This window comes from Rhizobium sp. 01T417 (assembly GCF_056398905.1).
On record NZ_JBFTQH010000025.1, the window covers coordinates 15,882 to 36,728 of the forward strand.

The window sequence follows — 20,847 nt, forward strand, 5'->3', positions numbered from 1 at the left end:
CCCAGTGAAGGCCTTAATTGCACTCCTGCAATTGCCGTTGATAGGTCACTGCCATGTTGTTGAACCGCTGCGCCGTCTTCTGCAGCTGTGCATTCGAGCGCCAGTCGCCGCGCACGTAACCCTTCGGGCCGGAATAGTAGGCGAGATAGAGGTTGTAGGCATCGTTCAGGGGAATGCCGGTCACCTGGCTGTTTTGCGCGTGGTACCAGCCGATGAAGTCGATCGCATCGGCGAAGTTGGTGCGGCGCGCGGCCCAGCTGCCGGTGGCGGATTGGTAGTGATCCCAGGTGCCGTCGAGCGCTTGCGAATAGCCGTAAGCCGTCGAAGGTCGCGTCCACGGAATGAAGCCGAACAGCTTGGTGCGCGGTGGTCGCGCATAGGGCTGGAAGCCGGACTCGGTATACATGGTCGCCATCAGGATCGGAACCGGAACGCCATACTTGCGCTCCGTCTTTTCCGCCGCGCGCTGCCAGCTCGTGAACATCCCGTCGCGCTGCTCGAAGACCGCGCAGATGTTTCGGGTCTGTTTGGGAGCGGTCGCACAGCCGGCAACAAGTGCCAGAAGCACGAGAGCGGGGAGGGCACGGATACGCATTACAAGAACCTCTCGTTTCCGAGAGATTACTAACTCGTAAATATTAACGAGCGGTTTTTAGCGGAATGCGAGTTGCCACCTGCAAATGGCGGCAGTGCCGCTTAGGAGAGCAGCTTTTCCAATCCGGAATTTTGTCAGCGCCCGCCTGCGCTTTTCGACGCTTTGCTGCGTTAAAACGACGAAACCTCGCCGCTCGAAGAACAGTTTGGCCGTCAGGCCCGCTTCCCTTGCCAAACTGCCTGGCCCTGTGAGGCCGCACGAGCGTTGGTTCAAGTGTACTTTGCGCGTGGCCCAAAGGCATTTATTGTCGAAGAATGCCGGGCGCGGTTGGGAGTGTCTGATGTCGGCAGTGCCTTTCTCGAAGATTTCGACGCCGATCAACGCGCTGTTCGCCGCAATTGGTCTCCTGATCGTTGCTGCGCTGACGACGCCCAATCTCGCCGCGGAAGAGCAATTGGCCTTTGAGTTGCTGCTTGCGGCAATTTGGGTGGTCTATGTGCTCCAATTGGTTGGGACGTTGCTCTCACGTCGACAACGCCCGTCGAGCGGGGTGACGGCCCTTGTGATCGATTTGCTTGCCGTTCTGGTTCCGGTCGTTGCATTCCTGTTCGTTGGATCTCGCGATCGGAGCCTGTATTGCGCCATTTGGCTTCTCAAGCCGCTGCGGGACTCGAGCTTCTTCAGGCTGATGGCAAAGGTGGTTGCGAACGAATCGCGCAATCTGCTTGGCGTCACGTCGGTCTTCGGCATCGTTCTCTTTGGTGCCGCGCTGGCCGGTTATGTCATCGAGCGCGACGTCCAGCCAGACAAGTTCGGCAGCATCCCGCAGGCGATGTGGTGGGCCGTCGTGACGTTGTCGACGACCGGCTACGGCGACGAGATCCCGCAGAGCCTCGGAGGGCGGATACTGGCTGGCCTGGTGATGATGAGCGGTATCGGCATTTTTGCGCTTTGGGCCGGTATCCTCGCCACCGGTTTCTACGAAGAGGTTCGCCGTCAGGACTTTGTTCGCAACTGGCAACTGGTCGCCGCCGTACCTCTATTCCAGAAGCTCGGCGCTGCCGCACTCGTCGAGATCGTGCGGGCGCTGCGACCGCGCGTCGTCCCTGCCGGTAGCGTGATCTGTCGCAAGGGTGATATTGGCGATCAGATGTTCTTCATCGTCGAGGGGCGGGTCAGCGTGGCAACCCCCGATCATGCGGTGGAACTTGGCAGCGGAAGCTTTTTCGGCGAGATGGCGCTGATCACGGGCGAGCCGCGATCAGCAACTGTCAGTGCCGCAACTGAGGTGTCGCTGCTGTCGCTCTATGCGGTGGAGTTCCAGATGCTGTCGAGCAGCAGCCCCGAGATCGCAGAGACCATCCGCAAGACTGCGCTTGAGCGACGGGGCGGGCTGCCGAATGCTTGATCCAATCCCGCTGTGGCTGCGGCAGGGCCGCAGCCATTGACGCTCATGCTTGGACCGGCTCGTAGCGAAGGATCACTGCGCCGTTCTTCGTCGTCGTGCTGTCCAGTAGCCTCAGCGGAAGCTGCCAGTCTCCCGGTTTGAAATGTGGGTTGCCGCCGCCGAGGATGACAGGCACAAGGCACATGCGGATCTCATCCACCAGGCCTTCCTTCAGGAGCGAATCCGCCAGTTCGGCGCTGCCGAAAATGAAGATCGACTTGCCGGTTTCGGCCTTCAGCTTCTTGGGTTCCGAGACGGGTTCACTCACGACGCGGGTTGTTCCAGTCGGCCGTCGGCATCGACCTCGATACGGCTATCTTGGCAATGCCGTTCATATAGGCCTTGATCTTCTCGCCTTCCTCGTCCGTGGCGGTCGGCCAATAGGCGGCCATGCCCTCATATGTCTTGCGGCGAAGACGAGCAGGTCGCCCTCTTCGCCAAGACGCTCGGAGTACTGTTGCAGTTCGGGACCCCAGACAAGAGTGTGAAAATCGATATCCCACGGCTTCGTCCCTTCGAAATAGCCGTCAAGCGTCATCAGATTCCAAACGATAAGCTTTCTCATCCCTTCGTCCTCCTCGAAACTGGTTGCGACTCGTAACTGGTTGAACGCTTGGTTGACTGATGGCAAAATGCAAGCAGTTTTTGGAGGTGCTAATGGACGACGCTCATCGCTCCGGCTGCCCGATCAATCTGACGCTCGAGGTCCTCGGCGATCGCTGGAGCCTCATTGTCATCCGCGACATCATGTTCGGCAATCGGCGCCATTTTCGCGAACTGCTGCAGAATTCGCAGGAGAAAATTGCCTCGAACATTCTTGCCGACCGCCTCCGCCGCCTAGTCGACAGGGGATTGCTGACGCGTGAGGATGATCCGACGCACAAGCAGAAGGCAATCTATAGCCTGACCGAAATGGCGATCCAACTCGTGCCCATCTTCGCGCACATGGGTGCGTGGGGTCGCAGGCATCTTCCGGTTACCGAGGAACTCTCCATTCGGGCGGAGCTTCTGGAGGAGGGGGGCACCGAACTCTGGGAGGAATTCATGGACGAGCTACGCGCCAAGCATCTCGGCAAGAAGCTACCTGCCGGAACGCCGTCCGTCCTCGCGCGCCTCACCGAAGCCTATCTCGGCGTCGTCGCCCGCAAGACGAAATCCGCCTGATCAATCCTTGCGGAACACCACGCTGGCACCCCAGCCGGTAATGAGCGCCAGGAAGACAGAAACCAGGCCGTAGGCAATCGGCTGCGAGTGCGCCGCGTCGGTAATCATCTGCTCGATGCCCGTCTTGATGACACGCAACGGCACCGACTTCTCAGTGATGAAATTGCCGCTCTTGAAGAGATAGGCTCGCACGGTATGCACGCCGTTCGGAATGTTTGCCGGCAACCGCAGGCTGGCTTTGAAAAGGCTGGAACTGACGAAACGCACGCCGCTCGGGTCGCGATCRTAGAGGCCGCCGTTTTCCTGCAGTCGGCGAAAGGCCTGCCGGAATTCGCCGAGATTGCTGGCGTTGCCGACGAAGCCGACCGGCGTCAGCGGGATGTGGTCGATGCCGATCCCCCTATCGGTGAGGTCGAGCGGCGTGGTGATGTCGTCAAGCATGCGCGAACTCGACATCGAATAGGAGTGCGGCACCGCCTCGAAGGTCATCGATCGCGTATTCATCCAGACGCCGAACACGCGCTCCTTCCGGCGCACGGTCGCGTTTTCTCGCGGCCCCTCGAGAACGACGACCACGTCATATTGGCCGATTGCCAACAGAAGACTGTCAGTGTTGGTCACGGCTCCAAAGATCGTCAGGTCCGCGCCCCGAAAATCCGAAGTGATGGCGATTTCGCTGGTGGAGGTGCCGATCTCCAGCCCTTCGGTCTTGCTCTGCGCGGCCTGGCCCGGGAGCAGCATCTGCGCCATTGCTGCGGTGGGCAGCAAGAGAACGATAGATAGAAGAGCAGCGAGGAAGCGGCGCATCAATTCGCTCCCATGACGACGGAGTAGACGTCCGCTGGGGTTACGACGAGCGCAACGGCAAGACGAAGGCCGACGGCAAGCACCAGCAGTCCGAGAAGCGCGCGAAGCTGCTCACCGCGCAGCTTCTGTCCGACACGCACGCCATACTGCGCGCCGATCACGCCGGCAATCATTAGGAAAAAGGCGAGCACGATGTCGACCGAGAAGTTCGTCGCCGCCTGCACGACCGTCGTGTAGGCGGTCACGAAGATGATCTGGAACAGCGACGTGCCGACGACCACGTTGGTCGGAATGCGCAGGAGATAGATCATCGCCGGCACCATGATGAAGCCGCCGCCGACGCCCATGACCGATGTCAGGATGCCGATGCCGAAGCCGAGCGCGACGACCGGGATCACACTGAGGAAGATCTTCGACTTCTTGAACCGCATCTTCAGCGGCAGCTTGTGCACCCAATGGTGATGACCGGGGCGCCGCGGTGTCGGCGGCACGTTCTTCGCCGCACGGCGCATGGCACTGACGCTCTCGACCAGCATCAGTCCACCGACCGTGCCGAGAAAGACGACGTAAAGCAAGGAGATGATGAGATCGAGCTGACCGATCCGCCTGAGCAGCGAGAAGATCCAGATGCCGATTGTCGCACCGGTGAGACCCCCAATCAGCAGTACGGTTCCGAGCTTCAGGTCGAGCGATCCACGCCGAAAATGCGTGATGGCGCCGGATATGGAGGAGGCCACGACCTGATTGGCGCCGGTGGCGACGGCAACGACCGGCGGGATGTTGTAGAAGATCAGGAGCGGCGTGATCAGGAAGCCGCCGCCGACACCGAACATTCCGGAGAGAAAGCCGACGGCTGCTCCCATGCCGAGAATGATGAAGATGTTCACCGACAATTCTGCGATAGGCAGATAGATTGTCACAGCAGACCCCAATCTATGAACTGCCCCCACAGGCAGGCGTCTTACATCTTGTTCGAATGGTGCATCATACGGTGAAATCGTTGCCAGAGGATTTCGATTAGCGACACGCGATCCACTCGATAGCGTGATCACTCTCGAATATTCAGGCTTTTTTTGGGTTTTATGACAGACCTTTAGGGGTCGATCCCGACAAAGCGTGCCTAGTGCCGCATCCGGATCGCCGGTTGAATGCGAGACGCCTGCCGACTAGGGTCGGAGCAGGATTGTCCGGGGGATTCGCGTGAAGGCAGGATTGGTTCGTTGGTTGCTGATGGCGTGCGTCCTTCAGCCGGTTGCGGCGAAGGCGGAATGGCAGCCGATCGAAGAGGTGCGGACCTACGCGGTGACGGGCAGTTCCGGCGCAGCCTTGTACGATTCCATCGGCGAGCACGGTCCCGAGCTTGCCGGCGGTCGGGTGGTGGCGCACACGACTTTCAAGCTGACCTGGACCAGAAAATACGAGCGCCGGGGCGATGCCTGCGTGCTAGCCGTGGCGCGGCCGAAGCTGATCATCACCTACACGCTGCCGAAGCCGACCGGCAAGCTTCCCGCTGCCACCCAGGCAAGCTGGGCGACCTTCATTGCCGGCATCGAAACGCATGAGCGGGTGCACGGGGACTATATCGAGCAGATGGTCCGGGACATCGAGGCGATGAGCGTCGGCTTTTCCGCCGACAATGACCCGGATTGCCGCAAGATCCGGGTCGAACTCACCAAGCGGCTCGGCGAACTCTCGGCGCGACAGCGACAGCAGGGCCGCGATTTCGACAAGGCGGAGATGAGCGAGGGCGGCAATATTCGCCGCCTCGTCCTGCAGCTCGTGAACGGCCCCTGAGGGCCGTTCGAACCTATGGCGGTTCAGCCCAAAGCGGCAGCGGCCACCGGCGCGAGGTGCGGCCAGACCTCGAGGGCGCCGCGATAGATCATGCTCAGCGCCACGTAGACGATGATGGCAAGGCCGAGATAGGCGATCCAGTGGTAGCGGTTGAGCAGGCGCGCGATGAAGTTCGCCGCAATACCCATCATCGCAATCGACAGGATGAGGCCGATGACGAGGATCGTCGGATGTTCGCGGGCAGCCCCCGCAACGGCGAGCACGTTGTCGAGCGACATCGACACGTCGGCAATGACGATCTGGCTGGCTGCCTGGAAGAAGGTCTTCTTCGGCGCCGCCGCGTCGCCTTCGGCACCCTCCACTTCGCCGCTGCCGTTGCGCAGATCGCGCCACATCTTCCAGCAGACCCAGAGCAGGAGAATACCGCCGGCCAGCAGCAGGCCGATGATCTCGAGAAGCTGGACGGTAACGCTGGCGAGCGCGATACGCAGCACGGTGGCAGCAAGAATACCGACGAGGATCGCCTTCTTGCGTTGGTCGGCCGGCAATCCGGCGGCGGCAAGACCGATGACGACGGCGTTGTCGCCGGCAAGCACGAGGTCGATGAGAATGACCTGCAAGAGCGCCAGCAAGCCGGCCGAGGTGAAAATTTCCATAATCTGATAATCCCTGACATATGCGAAACGCCCGCCGGCGCGCCGATAACGCATAAATGATCGCTGATCGGCTGATCAAGGGGCGAGGACCTATTGTGGAAAAGTTCTGTCGCCCGTTGCAGTTCCGCCCGGTCGACAAACGACCTTCATTTTCCTGACGTAGAGTTCTTTGCATGGCCTGGGATTGGCCATTGCGCCGCGAACGTGCTAGCGAGAGCCGCAAAAAGCCCCGGCCGGCATGATCGAGGGGCGCAGCAACGCTTTCGGACTCCACGCAGACATGATTCGCATCGAGAATATCAGCAAGCAGAACAGCCACCGCATCCTCTTCATCGAAGCCTCCGCAGCCCTCAACAGAGGCGAGAAGATCGGCCTCGTCGGCCCGAATGGCGCCGGCAAGACGACGCTCTTTCGCATGATCACCGGGCAGGAGCAGCCCGATGAAGGCCAGGTCGCGGCCGAAAAGGGCGTGACGATCGGCTATTTCAATCAGGATGTCGGCGAGATGGCCGGCCGTAGCGCCGTGGCCGAGGTCATGGAAGGTGCTGGGCCTGTCAGCGTCGTCGCGGCCGAGTTGCGTGAACTCGAAGTGGAAATGGTCGATCCCGACAAGCTCGACGAAATGGACCGGATCATCGAGCGCTATGGCGAAGTCCAGGCACGGTACGAGGAACTGGACGGCTACGCTCTGGAAGGGCGTGCGCGCGAAGTGCTGGCAGGCCTGAGCTTCACCCAGGAAATGATGGACGGTGATGTCGGCGGACTGTCGGGCGGTTGGAAAATGCGCGTGGCGCTCGCCCGCATTCTTCTGATGCGTCCGGATGTCATGCTGCTCGACGAGCCGAGCAACCACCTGGACCTGGAAAGCCTGATCTGGCTGGAAGAATTCCTGAAGACCTATGACGGGGCGCTTCTGATGACCTCGCACGACCGCGAGTTCATGAACCGCATCGTTGGCAAGATCATCGAGATCGACGCCGGCTCGTTGAACAGCTACTCCGGCGATTACGGGTTCTACGAACAGCAGCGGGCGCAGAACGAGAAACAGCAGCAGGCGCAGTTCGAGCGCCAGCAGGCGATGCTTGCCAAGGAAATCAAGTTCATCGAGCGTTTCAAGGCGCGCGCATCGCACGCCTCGCAGGTGCAGAGCCGCGTCAAGAAGCTGGAGAAGATCGACCGGGTCGAGCCACCGAAGCGCCGCCAGACGGTCGCCTTCGACTTCCTGCCGGCCCCGCGCTCCGGCGAAGACGTGATCAACCTCAAGAACGTCCACAAGAAGTACGGCAGCCGAACCATTTACGAAGGCCTGGACTTCATGGTCCGCCGCAAGGAGCGTTGGTGCATCATGGGCATCAACGGTGCCGGCAAGTCGACCCTGCTGAAGCTGGTTGCTGGTTCCGCCGAGCCGGACCAGGGCAGCGTTGCCCTCGGCGCCAGCGTCAAGATGGGCTATTTCGCCCAGCACGCCATGGATATCCTCGATGGCGAGCGGACAGTGCTGGAATGGCTGGAGGATTCCTTCCCGCAGGCAGGGCAGGCGCCGCTGAGAGCGCTGGCCGGCTGCTTCGGCTTCTCCGGCGACGACGTCGAAAAGAAGTGCCGCGTGCTGTCGGGTGGCGAAAAGGCGCGGCTTGTCATGGCCAAGATGCTCTTCGATCCGCCGAACCTGCTGGTGCTCGATGAGCCGACCAACCACCTGGACCTCGACACCAAGGAAATGCTGATCAAGGCGCTGTCGCAATACGAGGGCACGATGCTGTTTGTCTCGCACGACCGGCATTTCCTCGCGGCGCTTTCCAACCGCGTGCTGGAACTGACGCCTGACGGCATCCACCAATATGGCGGCGGCTACACGGAATACGTCGAGCGCACCGGTTACGAGGCACCTGGCCTGCGGGGCTGAGGGTAGCGGGGCGCCGGTCGACCTGCAGGTTCGATGCGAGCCGCTATCGTGACGGCCACTGCACGGGCCTCGCCGGGGTCCTTCAAAGGTCGCCGTTACGATCGGCAATTCGGCGCTGCCGGGCAGGCCGTAGCGACCGGGGAAGGCGGCGAGCCGCGGCCGGAGTTCCGGTTGCCGCAGCGCCGCCTCAGCCAGGCGACGTTCCAGATCGCGGAACTCCTCCGTGTCGTCAGCAGTCGTCTGTTGCATCGTTCCCATCATTCGAAGGATGGTGTGGCGCCGGTCCTCATTGGCGCGCGTTCAAGGCGGGAAGTAAGGGTGATAGCCGGCATCGTGGTGCATCTGTGCCGCCGTCAGCCTGCCCCTGCAGGCCCGGGCACGACGGCAGGTGGCGATGGAGCAATCTTTCCAGAAGCCGCACTCGCTGGCGGCCAGCCGTGTGATGACGCATCCGCCGGATCGCGCCTTTTCCTCGCCATCGACCAGTCCGCCATCCTCGAAATTCATGGCCTCGACGACGGCGAGCACGTCGACAACGGGCAGGGCGAGAAGTCTTTTCAGGAACAGGCTGCTTCGCATGCGTCTCCTCCACGGCAGCTCCGCCGCCATGTTTTCGACCATCGATCCGGAGAGCCCACGCAAATGCGGAACCTCACTGGTTAGATTTATTGTGGCTCCGCATTTGCGTGGCCTTCGGCGTTCTTCGGGATATCCCTACCCCTTCAGGCGATCGCCTCGTCTCGCTGCGTCCGAGCAGATCGGCCCGAACTTGCATGGCTGAACCAAACCGGATGCTGGAACATCCGGGGGAGACTTGTGATGGCAGCGGTCTAATGCCGATGCCCGGCTTTCGCCTCCCTGCCTTCGACTACACGTTACAGCCTCCGGCAGGGCGCCGGCTCCCGCCTGCCCGCGAAAGTCTCGCGAAACACCCCGGCGACGGAAGCGGGAGGATTTTAGGCACGGGGCCGGGGAGCGAGGATGAGAGATCGGATAAGTGATTGATATGGCTTAACTCGGCGCTGTTTTGCTCCGTTGAGGCACCATGCACTCGATCGGATATTGCATCAGCATATCCCGATTTCGCATGGTCGGACCCGCCTCTAGTCTGCAGATGGGATACTGGTCACATTTACCGTAACGTACTTCCGTATTGAGCCCCGCAAGCATTCACTCCGGATGACGCATCAAGATCGGAGGAGGCCTGCCATGAGGTCTATCGCGCTACTATGCATGCTGCTGCTCGCCGGTCCGGCACTTTCGGCAGATAGGACCGCACGGCAGGTGTTCGACCAGGAGATCGAGCGGAATGCAGTCCAGGCGGCAGTTTGGGGCATACCCGTCGTCAACTACGATCTGATGCGGCAGGAGATGCTTGAGAAGACGCCCGGCAAGGTCGGACAGGTCATCTATTGGGGCCGCCCGCTCGACTGGATGAACCAGACGCTGACGCCCAATCCGGACGCTCTCTACTTCATGGTTTTCTTCAGCACGAAGGACGGCCCCGTCGTTCTCGATCTGCCGCCGGCGGAGGAAAAGGCCTCCTTCAACGGCAATATCGTCACCGCATGGCAATTGCCGCTCGAGGATGCCGGTCTGCTCGGATACGACAAGGGCAAAGGCGGCAAGTTCGTGGTCCTGCCGCCGGGTTACACGGACAAGCTGCCGGACGGGTTCATTCCGCTGCGGTCCGAGGTCTACGGCGGCTACATGCTGTTTCGTTCGAACCTTGCGAGCCATGGTGATGCCGATGTCCAGGCCTCCATCGACTACGGCAAGAAGCTGAAAATCTATCCGCTGTCGGCCGCCGCCAATCCGACGGAGACCGTTTTCTCCGACGTGAAGGATGTTCTGTTCGATTCCACGATCAGATGGGACGCGAGCTTCTTCGACAATCTGAACCGTGTCGTACAGGAAGAGCCGTGGATCTCCCGCGACCGCGTGATGATCGACCAGCTGAAATCGATCGGCATAGAGAAAGACAAGCCGTTTGAGCCCGATCGCCACACCAAATCCCTGCTGACCAAGGGCATCAAGGAGGCCGAGACCCTACTGGAGGCGAAATACGATGCCGGTCTGCCGCCCTTCTTCAGCGAGAAGAGCCGCTGGACCTTCCCGGCCTATCCCGATCTCATCAAGGCCATGCAATCTGATTTCGTCGAACAGGACGCCTATCCGGTCGATCATCGCGGCGTTGCCTACAGCTATGCCTATATCGGCATCAAGAGGCTCGGGGCCGGTCAGTTCTATGCGATCTCGATCCGCGACAAGGATGGCAATGCCTTCGACGGCGGCAAGACCTATCGTCTCCATGTGCCTGGCAATGTTCCCGTCCAGCAATATTGGTCGGTGACGGCCTATGACCGGCAGACGCACGCGCTGATCAAGAATGTTGCGCGTGCCAGCCGTTCGTCGCAGATTCCGGAACTGGTGAAGAACGGAGACGGATCCGTCGATCTCTATTTCGGTCCCAAGGCCCCCAAGGGCAAGGACACCAATTGGGTGCCGACCGATCCGAAGCGGCAGTTCGAACTGATGTTCCGCGCCTACGGCCCGACGAAGGAGTTTTTTGACAAGAAGTGGGTGTTGTCGGATGTCGTCAGGGTCGCCGCGCCCTAGGTGTCAGCACGAGGGTCCATTTATGACTGGCATCGTGAGCCAAGAGCTCCCATGACGGATACAGAAACGATCATCATCGGTGCGGGACCGGCAGGATTGGCCTGCGCCGTGGCGCTGCAGGCGCGTGGACGCCCGTTTCTGGTGCTTGAGAAAGGCGACACGCTGGCTGCCTCCTGGCATCGCCACTACGACCGCCTTCGGCTGCATACCCACAAGATGCACTCGGCTCTGCCGGGAATGCCAATGCCACGGCGGTTTCCGAAGTATCCCTCGCGGCAGCAGGTGATCGAGTATCTCGAAACCTATAGCTCCTCGAACGACATCGAGGTCAGGTTCGGCGTGCGCGCGACGACGATCCGCAAGGACAAGGCGTGGATTGTCGAGAGCTTCGAGGGGGCATTCGAGGCGAGCAATGTCATCCTCGCGACCGGGCTTTCGAACGCGCCGATAAGGCCGTCCTGGGAGGGGCAGGAGCTGTTTTCGGGCAAGCTTCTGCACTCCTCGGAGTTCCGGAATGCCGCGGAGCTTGCAGCCGAGCGGGTCCTCGTCGTCGGCTTCGGCAACTCCGCCGGCGAGATCGCTCTCGAATGCGCCGAGGCCGGCCTTCATGTCGCCATGTCCGTGCGTGGTCCGGTCAACGTCGTGCCGCTCGAGCTGTTCGGCGTGACGACCGCCAGCATTGCCATCGCCCAGCGGTTCCTTCCCTATCGCCTAGTCGACGCGGTGAACGCGCCGATCCTCAGCCTGCGTTTTGGGGACCTCGGGGCGTTCGGAGTGGAAAGGGCAAAAGGCGGGCCGCTGGCCGGCATTATAGAAAGGGGCCGCACGCCGATGATCAACATCGGCACGATCGAGCGGATCAGGTCGGGGGATATCAAGGTGTTCCCTGCCGTCACGAGTTCCGACGATCGCCAGGTGCAATTCGCGGATGGCCGCTCCGGCATTTTTGACGCGATCGTCCTTGCGACCGGCTATCGGCCGGGGCTCGAGGCGCTGCTGGCCGACTTCAAACAACGATTTGGCGGCGCCGACGGTCCCGCGCGCGGAGATCTCCAGCCGGCGAATGATGGCCTCTACTTTTGCGGCTTCACCGCCGTTCCAACCGGCCTTCTCCGGGAAATCGGACTTGAGGCCGAGAAGATCGCGGCCTCCATCGCCGGCCAATGATGTGTCGTCCATCGCCCGGGGCCGGCTTTGTGTTGCCGAGCCTGCGACGGTTGGACCAGCCGTTCAGGCTGGCGTCAGACGTGCTGCCTACATGAAGCGCGGGCTGCAACGGAAAGGCTGATTTGATGAACAGGTACGCATGGTACGCTCTCGCCGCATCTGCCGCGATCGCAACCGCTTCGCCGTCATGGGCGGCTACGACTGTGAAAGTGACCGAAGGCGGCGAGGGCGGCGGGCCGATGACCCTGACGCTCGACCAGGCCACGATCAAGGCAGGGGAAACGATCTTCGCGGTTCACAACGACGCGATGACCGAGGAGCACGAGATGGTGCTCGTCAAGCTGAAGTCCCCGGACCAGAAGGTTCCGTTGATTGCATCCAGGCATAGGGTCGATGAAAAGCAGCTCAAGAGCATCGGCGAAGTCTCGGACCTAAAGCCGGGAGCGGACGGGCAGTTGAAAACGAAGCTCGCTCCCGGCGCCTACCTGCTTCTGTGCAATATCAAGGGGCATTACGAGGCGGGCATGCAGGCCAGCCTTACCGTGACCAAGTAGCCGCGAGATCGAAAGCCAGCCGAAAGCACCGCTGGCTTTGATGACAGGTGCCAGAGGCGGCTTACGCCGCCTCCTTATCCTTTGCGTAAGGGTCGAAGCGGCCGTAGAAGGTCTCGCCCTTGGCCGCCATGTCCTCAAGCAGCGCCGTCGGCTTGAAGTGTGCACCGTAAGCTACGGCTAACGTTTCACATAGCTCCACGAAGGCCTTCACGCCCATCCCGTCGACGTAGGAGAGCACGCCGCCGGTATAAGGCGCGAAGCCGAAGCCGAGGATGGAGCCGACGTCGGCCTCGCGCGGATCGGTGACGATGCCTTCCTCGATGGTGCGGGCTGCCTCCAGTGCGATGGTGACGAGGAAGCGCTGCTTCAGCACCTCGACATCGACGTCTTCCGCCTTCATCTGCGGGTAGAAGGTCTTCAGCTCGGGCCAAAGCGACTTCTTGGCCGGTTTCGCCGGATAGTCGTAGAAGCCCTTGCCGTTCTTGCGGCCGCGGCGGTCGAGCTCGTCGACCATCTTGTTGATCAGCGCCATATGTTCAGGATCGACGGCGGCTTCGCCGAGATCGGCGACGGTGGCCTTGAGGATTTTCTGCGACAGATCGATCGCCACCTCGTCGTTCAATGAGAGCGGGCCGACCGGCATGCCGGCCATCTTGGCAGCATTCTCGATCATCGCGGGCGGGACGCCCTCGATCAGCATGTCGTAGGCTTCGTGGATATAGCGGAAGACGCAGCGGTTAACGAAGAAGCCGCGGGTGTCGTTGACGACGATGGGCGTCTTCTTGATTGCGGCGACGTAATCGAGTGCCACCGCCAGCGCCTTGTCGCCGGTCTGCTTGCCAAGAATGACCTCGGTCAGCATCATCTTCTCGACCGGCGAGAAGAAATGCACGCCGATGAAATCGGCAGGGCGCTTGGAGTTCTTGGCAAGGCCTGAAATCGGCAGGGTCGAGGTGTTGGAAGCGAAGATGGCGCCTTCCGGCAGCACGGCTTCAACCGCCTCGATCACGGCCTTCTTGACCTCACGGTCTTCGAACACGGCTTCAATGACGAGATCAGCATCCTTGAGGTCGGCATAGTCCGCGGACGGGACGATGCGCGAAAGCAGCGCCGCACCGTCATCCTGCGTAAGGCGTCCCTTACTGATCGAGTCCTTCACCAGGCCTTCACCGACGCCCTTGCCCTTGGCCGCCGCTTCGATGTCGCGGTCGATGAGGGTGACGGGGATGCCGGCGGCGGCGGTTACATAGGCGATCGAGGCTCCCATGAAACCGGCGCCGACGACACCCACTTTCTTCAACTCCGTTTTCGGGATTCCGGCGGGGCGGCGGGCCCCTTTGCCGAGCTCCTGCATGGAGATGAAGAGCGAACGGATCATCGAGAAGGCTTCGCTGGTCTGCAGGATCTCGGTGAAATAGCGCTGTTCGATCTTGAGGCCGGTGTCGAAAGGCACCTGTAGGCCTTCATAGACGCATTTGAGGATTGCGAGTGCTGCCGGGTAGTTGCCCGCCGTTTCGCGGCGCAGGATCGCCGGTGCGGCCGGCCAGAGCTGCGCTGCCGCAGGCGTCCAGATACCGCCGCCGGGCGCCTTGAAACCCTTTTCGTCCCAAGGCGCGACTGGCTTGAGGCCGTCCTTGATCATCTGCTTGGCAGCCGGGATCAGCTGATCCGGCTCGACCACCTGATGCACGAGGTTCATCGCCTTGGCGCGTGCTGCTGTCAGCGACTGGCCTGTCGTCATCATCTGCAGGGCCGACTGGGCGTCCGCCAGGCGCGAGACACGCTGCGTGCCGCCGGCACCGGGGAAGATGCCGACCTTGACCTCGGGCAGCGCGATCTTCACCGACTTGGCATTCGAGGCGACGCGGCCATGGCAGGCGAGCGACATTTCGAAGGCGCCGCCCATGCAGGTGCCGTTGATCGCCGAAACCCAGGGCTTGCCGGAGGTTTCGACTTTGCGGAAGAGGCCGGTCATGCGGCCGACGAGATCGAACAGCTTCTGCGCAGCGCCATCGGGATTGGCGGCCTTCTCCTGCTGATAGAGCGAGAACATCGACTTGATCATCGAGAGGTCCGCGCCGCCCGAGAAGCTCGACTTGCCCGAGGTGATAACCGCGCCCTTGACGGCGCTATCGGCAACGACGGCATCAACGATGGCGTTCAACTCGTCCATCACCTCTTCGGTGAAGACGTTCATGGATTTGCCGGGCATGTCCCAGGTGACGAGAGCGATGCCGTCCGCGTCGGTTTCGACGGTGAAGTTCTTGTAGGTCATCGTCTCTCTCCCTTAGACGCGTTCGATGACGGTTGCGGTGCCCATGCCGGCGCCGATGCAGAGCGTGACGAGCGCGGTGTTGAGGTCGCGCCGCTCCAGTTCGTCCAGCACGGTGCCCAGGATCATCGCGCCGGTGGCGCCGAGCGGATGGCCCATGGCGATGGCGCCGCCGTTGACGTTGATCTTGTCGTGCGGGATCTCGAAGGCCTGCATGTAGCGCAGCACGACGGCGGCGAAGGCTTCGTTGAGCTCGAAGAGATCGATGTCGGCGAGCGACATGCCTGATCGTTTCAGAAGCTTTTCGGTGACGTCGACAGGGCCGGTCAGCATCAGCGCCGGGTCGGAGCCGATATTGGCAAAGGCCTTGATGCGGCCGCGGGGCTTGACGCCCATGCCTTCGCCGCCGGCCTTCGAGCCGAGCAGCACGGCGGCCGCGCCATCGACGATGCCGGAGGAATTGCCGGCGTGGTGAACGTAGTTGAGGCGCTCGACCTCCGGATGCGCCTGGATGGCGACGGCTTCGAAGCCGCCCATCTCGCCCGGCATCTGGAAGGAGGGGTTGAGCGCCGCCAGCGCCTGCATGTCGGTGCCTGGGCGCATGTGCTCGTCATGGGCAAGGATAACAAGGCCGTTCTGGTCCTTCACAGGAATGACGGAGTTCTTGAAGTAGCCCTTCTCCCAGGCATTCGCAGCGCGCTTCTGGCTCTCGACGGCATAGGCATCGACGTCGTCGCGCGAGAAGCCGTATTTGGTGGCAATCAGATCGGCGGAGACGCCCTGCGGCATGAAATAGGCCGGGAAGTTCACCGACGGATCCATGAACCAGGCGCCGCCGGACATGCCGAGGCCGACGCGAGACATGCTTTCGACGCCGCCTGCGATGACGATGTCATCGGCGCCCTGGGCGATCTTCGCCGCGCCGAAATTCACTGCGTCGAGGCCGGAAGCGCAGAAGCGGGAGATCTGCATGCCGGGCGCCTTGGTGGAGTAGCCTGCCTCGAAGGCGGCCCCACGCGGGATGACCGCGCCTGCTTCCATCACTGGATCGACGCAGCCCATGACGATGTCATCGACCGTTGCCGTATCGAGCCCGTTGCGGTCGCGGATCGCCTCCAGCGTCTTGGCGGCAAGCCGCACCGACGGCACCTCGTGCAGCGAGCCATCCTTCTTGCCGCGGCCGCGTGGCGTGCGCACGTGGTCGTAAATGAAAACCTCGGTCATTCCTCTATCTCCCTATCGGCGGCAAGCGCCGTTGAACTCAAAAGGCCTCGGCGGCCAACGTCATCATCGTTTCCGCGCCGGTCTCGATGCGGGCCTTGCGCAGTGCCGTTTCCGGCATGATCCGCTCCATGAAGAAACGGGCTGATATCAGCTTGTTGCGCAGGAATGTTTCGCGTTCGGTTTCTCCAGCGGCAAGGCCATCATTGGCAGCCTTGGCCATCTTTGCCCACATGTAACCGAGCACGACGAGGCCGAAGAGATGCATGTAGTCGGTGGAGCCGGCGCCGGCATTGTCGGGCTTGGCCATGGCGTGCTGCATGAACCACATGGTCGCCGCCTGCACGTCGTTCAACCCCTTCTTCAGGTTCTTGGTGAAGAAGGCCATCTGTTCTTCGTTGCGGTTCTCCTCGCAGAAATCGCCGATTTCCTTGAACAGCGCCATGACGGCGCGGCCGCCGTTCTGGCCGAGCTTGCGGCCGACCAGGTCGAGCGCCTGAATGCCGTTGGCGCCCTCGTAGATCATGGCGATGCGCGCGTCGCGCACATACTGGCTCATGCCGTGCTCTTCGATGTAGCCGTGACCGCCGAAGACCTGCTGTGCCATGACCGCGTGGTCGAAGCCCTTGTCGGTCAGGACGCCCTTCAGGATCGGCGTGACGAGGCCGAGAATGTCGTCGGCGGTCTGGCGCTCCTTCTCGTCCGCCGAACGGTGGGCGATGTCGGATTTCAGGGCCGTCCACAGCAGGAAGGCGCGGCCTGCCTCATTGAAGGCGCGGATCGTCATCAGCGAGCGGCGGATATCCGGATGCACGATGATCGGGTCGGCTTTATTGTCCGGCGCCTTCGGGCCTGACAGTGAACGGCCCTGGATGCGCTCGCGGGCATAGTTGACGGCGTTCTGATAGGCGACTTCGGAGATCGCCAGTCCCTGCAGGCCGACGCTGAGACGCGCCTCGTTCATCATCACGAACATGGCGCTGAGACCCTTGTTCTCGGCACCGATGAGGAAGCCGGTTGCCCCGTCATAATTCATGACGCAGGTGGCGTTGCCGTGAATGCCCATCTTGTGCTCGATCGCACCGCAGGAAACCTGGTTGCGCGCACCGACCGTGCCGTCCGCCTTGACCAGGTACTTCGGCACGATGAACAGCGAAATGCCCTTCGTGCCTTCAGGTGCGCCCTCGATGCGCGCCAACACCAGATGCACGATGTTGTCGGTCATGTCGTGCTCGCCGGCCGAGATGAAGATCTTCTGGCCTGACAGCTTGTAGCTGCCGTCTGCCTGCGCCACCGCCTTGGTGCGCAGCAGGCCGAGATCGGTGCCGCAATGCGGCTCGGTGAGGTTCATGGTGCCGGACCATTCGCCGGAAACCATCTTCGGCAGATAGGTCTGCTTCTGCTCCTCCGAGCCATGCACGAAGATCGCCGCGATCGCGCCCTGGGTGAGCCCCGGGTACATCATCAGCGACATGTTGGCGGAGGAGGTGTATTCGCCGACGGCGGCATGCAGTGCGTAGGGAAGACCCTGGCCGCCGAATTGCTCGGGAACCGCAAGGCCAGTCCAGCCGCCATGGCAATAGGCGTCATAGCCGCCCTTGAAACCATCGGGCACCGAGACCGAGCCGTCTTCATGGCGCACGCAGCCTTGCTGATCGCCGGAATAGTTCAGCGGGAAAAGCACTTCCTCGGCAAGCTTTGCCGATTCTCCGAGAATCGCCTCGATCATGTCAGGCGTCGCGTCGGCAAACCCCGGAAGATTGTTGTAGCGTTCCAGGCCGAGCACGTCGTTCAGCACGAAAAGCGTGTCGTTTACCGGGGCCTTATAGACTGGCATCGTTCGAATTCCTCCAATTCGGCACGCCGGACGAAGCCGGCATTTGAGAGTCTCTTACAAAATATTGACGTTTGCGTAAACGTCAAATTTCGCGCTTGCTCGAATTTGTGATGCGATTGTGTGGTGCGGTGTCGGGAAGGGCCGATCGGGAACGTCCTTGGGGTGTCGAACCTTTCATCAGAGCAACAACGAGGAGGACAATCCATGCTCAAGGTCAGTTCGAATCTCTGGTTTGAGAAGGACGTCCAGCAGGCCGTCGAATTCTATGTGGCAACGATCCCGAATGCGTCCATGGGGCGCACGACCGTGCTTCCGGCCGAGACGCCGAGCGGCCCGCCCGGCAGTGTCATCATCATCGAGTTCAAGCTCGGGCATCAGGATTTCGTGGCCATGCAAGCCGGTCCGCTTGATGCGTTCAACCATGCATTCTCGATCTCGGTACAATGCGAGACGCAGCAGGAGATCGACCGGATCTGGAGCACCTTCCTGGAGAACGGCGGCGTGGAGGAGCAGTGCGGCTGGCTGCGGGACCGATGGGGCCTATGTTGGCAGATCGTTCCGCGCGTGCTGAGTGAGATGATTGCCGATCCCGACCGGGAGCGCGCCAAGCGTGTCACCGAAGTCCTGCTCGGCATGGTGAAGCTCGATATCGCGAAGCTCGAAGCAGCCTACCGGTAGCTCTTGATGGCAGTTTTCGGTCGTGGCGGTGCGGGAACGGCAATCTTGTGGGTCGTGTGCGGGCATTGAAAACGCCTGCAACTCTAGCCGTGCGGATGCGGTTTGCGGCCTCTCGCAGAACCTCATCGCCGGCGTGACGGCCGAGCCTGTCATTGATGCCATTGAAGCCATCCATATCGAGATAGAGCGCCCCAAAGGTCTCGTTCGCCGTCAGCGCGGCTGTTTCTCCGTCATCGATGCGTCGGCACATACAATGATGCGATGGGGGCTGAGGGCAAGTGCATAGCGGCGTTCCTAAATGTGGACAACGCCCACACTGCGCGTGAGGCTTTCGTCTAAGCTTTGCCGGAACTGTTTGCTTCCGGGGGAAGACGGGCTAGATTTCACAAGGCAGACTGATGAAAGAGCTTTGGAGGAGCGATTTTATGAGACGGATGTGGCCGGAGGAGTTCAATTCCATTCTCGATGGAGCCGAGGAAGTCACGCTGGAGCTGCCGGCGGTGGAGCACGAAGACGGCTCACGCAGCGAGGCGGTGAGCCGCAAGGCCCTGAAGGTCCGCATGTCCATGGAGGACTACGAGCGCATCTGGCCGCTGGCCGAAATGCGCTACCGTCTCGATGGCAAGATGGCCGGCAAGGCGATCACCTTGATCACCACCAATCCGCACTATCATCGGTGGCACCCCGCCGATGGCGGCAGCGTCGACAATGTTTCCGACAGCGGCCGCCACTACACGACGAAGTACGTCGTCGTGCATTTCCTGCTCGACGATGTGAGGGAAACGGCGGCGGCCTGAGCCGCCGCTAGGCTCCAGGTTCACGCGGCGTCCAATGCCTGTTGCAGGTCGGCGACGAGATCGTCCGGATGCTCGATGCCGATCGACAGGCGGATGGTCGATTCCAGGACGCCGATCCGCTGGCGGACGTCGGCCGGCACACCCGAATGCGTCATCGTTGCCGGATGGCTGGCGAGCGATTCCGTGCCGCCGAGGCTGACCGCGAGCTTGAAGATCTGCAGGGCGTTCAGGAACTTGAACGAGGCCGGCTGGCCGCCAACGATATCGAACGAAAAGGTCGATCCCGCACCGCTGCACTGCGCCGCGAAGGTCCGCCCGACCGGCGAATTGGCGTCGTGATAGGGCAGGTAGTGGATCCCCTCGACCTTTGGATGCTCGCGCAGGAAGTCGGCAACGACGCGGGCGTTGTTGTTGGCCCGCTCCATGCGGATCTGCAGGGTCTCCAGCGAGCGGCCGAGCATCCAGCAGGAGTGCGGGTCAAGCTGCGTGCCGATCGCGCCGCGCAGTGCCTTGACCTGCTTCATGACGGCCTTCGAGCCGAGGGCAGCACCCGCGATCAGGTCCGAGTGGCCGCCGACATACTTGGTCAGCGAGTAGAGCGAGATATCGGCGCCGTGCTCGATCGGCCGCTGGAAGACAGGGCCAAGCAGCGTGTTGTCGCAAGCAATAACAGGCGTGTGTCCCTGTTTCCTGCCGATCGCGTCTGCGACACGGCGGATCATTGCGACGTCGACGAGGCTGTTTGTCGGATTGGCTGGCGTCTCGACAAGGATGACAGACACCCGGCCCTTGGCCATGGCTTGTTCCGCAGCCGCTTGCACCGATGCCTCGCTGACGCCATCGGCAAAGCCCACCGCCGCAACGCCGAGATTGAGGAAGGTCTTGGCCAGCAGGGTTTCCGTTCCACCGTAGAGCGGCTGGGAGTGGAGCACGGCATCGCCGGGACGAACGAAGGCCAAGAGCGTCGTGGCGATCGCCGACATACCTGACGAAAATAGGGCGCAGCTTTCTGTTCGCTCGTACACGGCAAGCCGGTCCTCGACGATCTCGCTGTTGGGGTGATTGAAGCGCGAATAGACGAGCCCCGCGCCTTTGCCTTCTGGCGGTTCCTTGCGGCCGGAGACGTAGTCGAAGAAGTCGCGGCCGTCCTCGGCGGACTTGAAGACGAAGGTCGACGTCAGGAACACCGGTGGCTTTACCGCCCCTTCCGACAATTCCGGATCGTAGCCATAGTTCAGCATCTGCGTTTCGGGATACAGGGCGTGGTTGCCGATATGAGTCTTGGAAGGATGCGGTGCGGTCATTGTCGTCTCCTCGCGAGATGCCGTGATGCTCG

18 protein-coding genes and 2 pseudogenes are annotated in these 20,847 nt (G+C 61.6%); 9 read left to right on the forward strand and 11 right to left on the reverse strand.

All coding sequences use genetic code 11. The features are described from left to right. Positions 1–13: 13 nt before the first annotated feature. Positions 14–595 carry a transglycosylase SLT domain-containing protein gene (locus tag AC1DPR_RS21825; protein ID WP_018858594.1) on the reverse strand — a complete coding sequence of 194 codons (582 nt, stop codon included), beginning with the start codon at positions 593–595 and terminating at the stop codon, positions 14–16. A 340-nt stretch (positions 596–935) separates the two neighbouring features. On the opposite strand from AC1DPR_RS21825, the gene AC1DPR_RS21830 reads away from it, so the two are divergent. Further along, a complete protein-coding gene (locus AC1DPR_RS21830) occupies positions 936–2,003 on the forward strand; it encodes a cyclic nucleotide-gated ion channel (protein WP_018858593.1) in 1,068 nt (355 codons plus the stop codon). 43 nt (positions 2,004–2,046) lie between these two features. Here AC1DPR_RS21830 and AC1DPR_RS21835 read toward each other — a convergent pair. After that, positions 2,047–2,607: pseudogene (locus tag AC1DPR_RS21835) on the reverse strand (dihydrofolate reductase family protein). Between the two features lie 92 nt (positions 2,608–2,699). On the opposite strand from AC1DPR_RS21835, the gene AC1DPR_RS21840 reads away from it, so the two are divergent. Then, positions 2,700–3,206 (forward strand): winged helix-turn-helix transcriptional regulator, encoded by a 507-nt coding sequence (locus tag AC1DPR_RS21840; RefSeq protein ID WP_169683767.1) that lies wholly within the window; start codon positions 2,700–2,702, stop codon positions 3,204–3,206. On the opposite strand, the gene AC1DPR_RS21845 is transcribed toward AC1DPR_RS21840, so the two are convergent. Beyond that, positions 3,207–4,013, reverse strand: coding sequence for a TIGR02186 family protein (locus AC1DPR_RS21845; RefSeq protein WP_018858590.1), 807 nt, complete (start codon positions 4,011–4,013; stop codon positions 3,207–3,209). Next, positions 4,013–4,933 carry a sulfite exporter TauE/SafE family protein gene (locus tag AC1DPR_RS21850; RefSeq protein ID WP_018858589.1) on the reverse strand — a complete coding sequence of 307 codons (921 nt, stop codon included), beginning with the start codon at positions 4,931–4,933 and terminating at the stop codon, positions 4,013–4,015. The genes AC1DPR_RS21845 and AC1DPR_RS21850 overlap by 1 nt, the downstream gene beginning before the upstream one ends. Positions 4,934–5,243: 310 nt before the next feature. Here AC1DPR_RS21850 and AC1DPR_RS21855 point away from each other — a divergent pair, with 310 nt between their 5' ends. Next, on the forward strand, positions 5,244–5,807 hold the full coding sequence (locus AC1DPR_RS21855) for a DUF922 domain-containing Zn-dependent protease (protein ID WP_113471936.1): 564 nt from the start codon (positions 5,244–5,246) through the stop codon (positions 5,805–5,807). A gap of 23 nt (positions 5,808–5,830) precedes the next feature. Here the strand turns inward: AC1DPR_RS21855 and AC1DPR_RS21860 are convergent, their stop codons facing one another. Beyond that, complete coding sequence (locus tag AC1DPR_RS21860; RefSeq protein ID WP_062373483.1) at positions 5,831–6,463, reverse strand: TerC family protein; 633 nt, start codon at positions 6,461–6,463, stop codon at positions 5,831–5,833. Between the two features lie 280 nt (positions 6,464–6,743). Here AC1DPR_RS21860 and AC1DPR_RS21865 point away from each other — a divergent pair, with 280 nt between their 5' ends. After that, complete coding sequence (locus AC1DPR_RS21865; protein WP_025660360.1) at positions 6,744–8,366, forward strand: ABC-F family ATP-binding cassette domain-containing protein; 1,623 nt, start codon at positions 6,744–6,746, stop codon at positions 8,364–8,366. Between the two features lie 300 nt (positions 8,367–8,666). Here the strand turns inward: AC1DPR_RS21865 and AC1DPR_RS21870 are convergent, their stop codons facing one another. Continuing rightward, a complete protein-coding gene (locus AC1DPR_RS21870) occupies positions 8,667–8,945 on the reverse strand; it encodes a hypothetical protein (RefSeq protein WP_156828782.1) in 279 nt (92 codons plus the stop codon). 630 nt (positions 8,946–9,575) lie between these two features. Between AC1DPR_RS21870 and AC1DPR_RS21875 the strand changes: the two genes are divergently transcribed. From AC1DPR_RS21875 to AC1DPR_RS21885, 3 genes are all read left to right on the forward strand, one after another. Beyond that, on the forward strand, positions 9,576–10,985 hold the full coding sequence (locus tag AC1DPR_RS21875) for a DUF1254 domain-containing protein (RefSeq protein ID WP_113471928.1): 1,410 nt from the start codon (positions 9,576–9,578) through the stop codon (positions 10,983–10,985). Positions 10,986–11,036: 51 nt separating this feature from the next. Next, positions 11,037–12,152, forward strand: a complete 1,116-nt coding sequence (locus AC1DPR_RS21880) for a flavin-containing monooxygenase (RefSeq protein WP_113471927.1) — start codon at positions 11,037–11,039, stop codon at positions 12,150–12,152. Positions 12,153–12,277: 125 nt separating this feature from the next. Continuing rightward, complete coding sequence (locus AC1DPR_RS21885; protein ID WP_018858582.1) at positions 12,278–12,706, forward strand: plastocyanin/azurin family copper-binding protein; 429 nt, start codon at positions 12,278–12,280, stop codon at positions 12,704–12,706. A gap of 61 nt (positions 12,707–12,767) precedes the next feature. Here AC1DPR_RS21885 and AC1DPR_RS21890 read toward each other — a convergent pair whose 3' ends face one another. From AC1DPR_RS21890 to AC1DPR_RS21900, 3 genes are read right to left on the reverse strand one after another with little or no spacing between them, the layout of a single operon-like run. Continuing rightward, positions 12,768–14,981, reverse strand: coding sequence for a 3-hydroxyacyl-CoA dehydrogenase NAD-binding domain-containing protein (locus tag AC1DPR_RS21890; RefSeq protein WP_018858581.1), 2,214 nt, complete (start codon positions 14,979–14,981; stop codon positions 12,768–12,770). 12 nt (positions 14,982–14,993) lie between these two features. After that, a complete protein-coding gene (locus AC1DPR_RS21895; RefSeq protein WP_018116981.1) occupies positions 14,994–16,202 on the reverse strand; it encodes an acetyl-CoA C-acetyltransferase in 1,209 nt (402 codons plus the stop codon). Between the two features lie 37 nt (positions 16,203–16,239). Next, positions 16,240–18,036 (reverse strand): acyl-CoA dehydrogenase C-terminal domain-containing protein, encoded by a 1,797-nt coding sequence (locus AC1DPR_RS21900; protein WP_018858580.1) that lies wholly within the window; start codon positions 18,034–18,036, stop codon positions 16,240–16,242. Between the two features lie 204 nt (positions 18,037–18,240). Here AC1DPR_RS21900 and AC1DPR_RS21905 point away from each other — a divergent pair, with 204 nt between their 5' ends. Then, positions 18,241–18,714, forward strand: coding sequence for a VOC family protein (locus AC1DPR_RS21905; protein WP_018858579.1), 474 nt, complete (start codon positions 18,241–18,243; stop codon positions 18,712–18,714). Positions 18,715–18,787: 73 nt separating this feature from the next. Here AC1DPR_RS21905 and AC1DPR_RS21910 read toward each other — a convergent pair. After that, positions 18,788–18,964 (reverse strand): annotated as a pseudogene (locus tag AC1DPR_RS21910) (diguanylate cyclase domain-containing protein); the annotation flags it as partial. 175 nt (positions 18,965–19,139) lie between these two features. On the opposite strand from AC1DPR_RS21910, the gene AC1DPR_RS21915 reads away from it, so the two are divergent. Next, positions 19,140–19,511, forward strand: a complete 372-nt coding sequence (locus AC1DPR_RS21915; RefSeq protein WP_037090126.1) for a hypothetical protein — start codon at positions 19,140–19,142, stop codon at positions 19,509–19,511. 20 nt (positions 19,512–19,531) lie between these two features. On the opposite strand, the gene AC1DPR_RS21920 is transcribed toward AC1DPR_RS21915, so the two are convergent. Further along, positions 19,532–20,815, reverse strand: coding sequence for a cystathionine gamma-synthase family protein (locus AC1DPR_RS21920; RefSeq protein ID WP_477817156.1), 1,284 nt, complete (start codon positions 20,813–20,815; stop codon positions 19,532–19,534). Positions 20,816–20,847 lie beyond the last annotated feature (32 nt).

Coding starts and splice junctions, on each gene's coding strand:
- AC1DPR_RS21825 (WP_018858594.1), bottom strand. CDS start 595: ATGCGTATCCGTGCCCTCCCCGCTCTCGTGCTTCTGGCACTTGTTGCC.
- AC1DPR_RS21830 (WP_018858593.1), top strand. CDS start 936: ATGTCGGCAGTGCCTTTCTCGAAGATTTCGACGCCGATCAACGCGCTG.
- AC1DPR_RS21840 (WP_169683767.1), top strand. CDS start 2,700: ATGGACGACGCTCATCGCTCCGGCTGCCCGATCAATCTGACGCTCGAG.
- AC1DPR_RS21855 (WP_113471936.1), top strand. CDS start 5,244: ATGGCGTGCGTCCTTCAGCCGGTTGCGGCGAAGGCGGAATGGCAGCCG.
- AC1DPR_RS21860 (WP_062373483.1), bottom strand. CDS start 6,463: ATGGAAATTTTCACCTCGGCCGGCTTGCTGGCGCTCTTGCAGGTCATT.
- AC1DPR_RS21865 (WP_025660360.1), top strand. CDS start 6,744: ATGATTCGCATCGAGAATATCAGCAAGCAGAACAGCCACCGCATCCTC.
- AC1DPR_RS21870 (WP_156828782.1), bottom strand. CDS start 8,945: ATGCGAAGCAGCCTGTTCCTGAAAAGACTTCTCGCCCTGCCCGTTGTC.
- AC1DPR_RS21875 (WP_113471928.1), top strand. CDS start 9,576: ATGAGGTCTATCGCGCTACTATGCATGCTGCTGCTCGCCGGTCCGGCA.
- AC1DPR_RS21880 (WP_113471927.1), top strand. CDS start 11,037: ATGACGGATACAGAAACGATCATCATCGGTGCGGGACCGGCAGGATTG.
- AC1DPR_RS21885 (WP_018858582.1), top strand. CDS start 12,278: ATGAACAGGTACGCATGGTACGCTCTCGCCGCATCTGCCGCGATCGCA.
- AC1DPR_RS21890 (WP_018858581.1), bottom strand. CDS start 14,981: ATGACCTACAAGAACTTCACCGTCGAAACCGACGCGGACGGCATCGCT.
- AC1DPR_RS21895 (WP_018116981.1), bottom strand. CDS start 16,202: ATGACCGAGGTTTTCATTTACGACCACGTGCGCACGCCACGCGGCCGC.
- AC1DPR_RS21900 (WP_018858580.1), bottom strand. CDS start 18,036: ATGCCAGTCTATAAGGCCCCGGTAAACGACACGCTTTTCGTGCTGAAC.
- AC1DPR_RS21905 (WP_018858579.1), top strand. CDS start 18,241: ATGCTCAAGGTCAGTTCGAATCTCTGGTTTGAGAAGGACGTCCAGCAG.
- AC1DPR_RS21915 (WP_037090126.1), top strand. CDS start 19,140: ATGAGACGGATGTGGCCGGAGGAGTTCAATTCCATTCTCGATGGAGCC.
- AC1DPR_RS21920 (WP_477817156.1), bottom strand. CDS start 20,815: ATGACCGCACCGCATCCTTCCAAGACTCATATCGGCAACCACGCCCTG.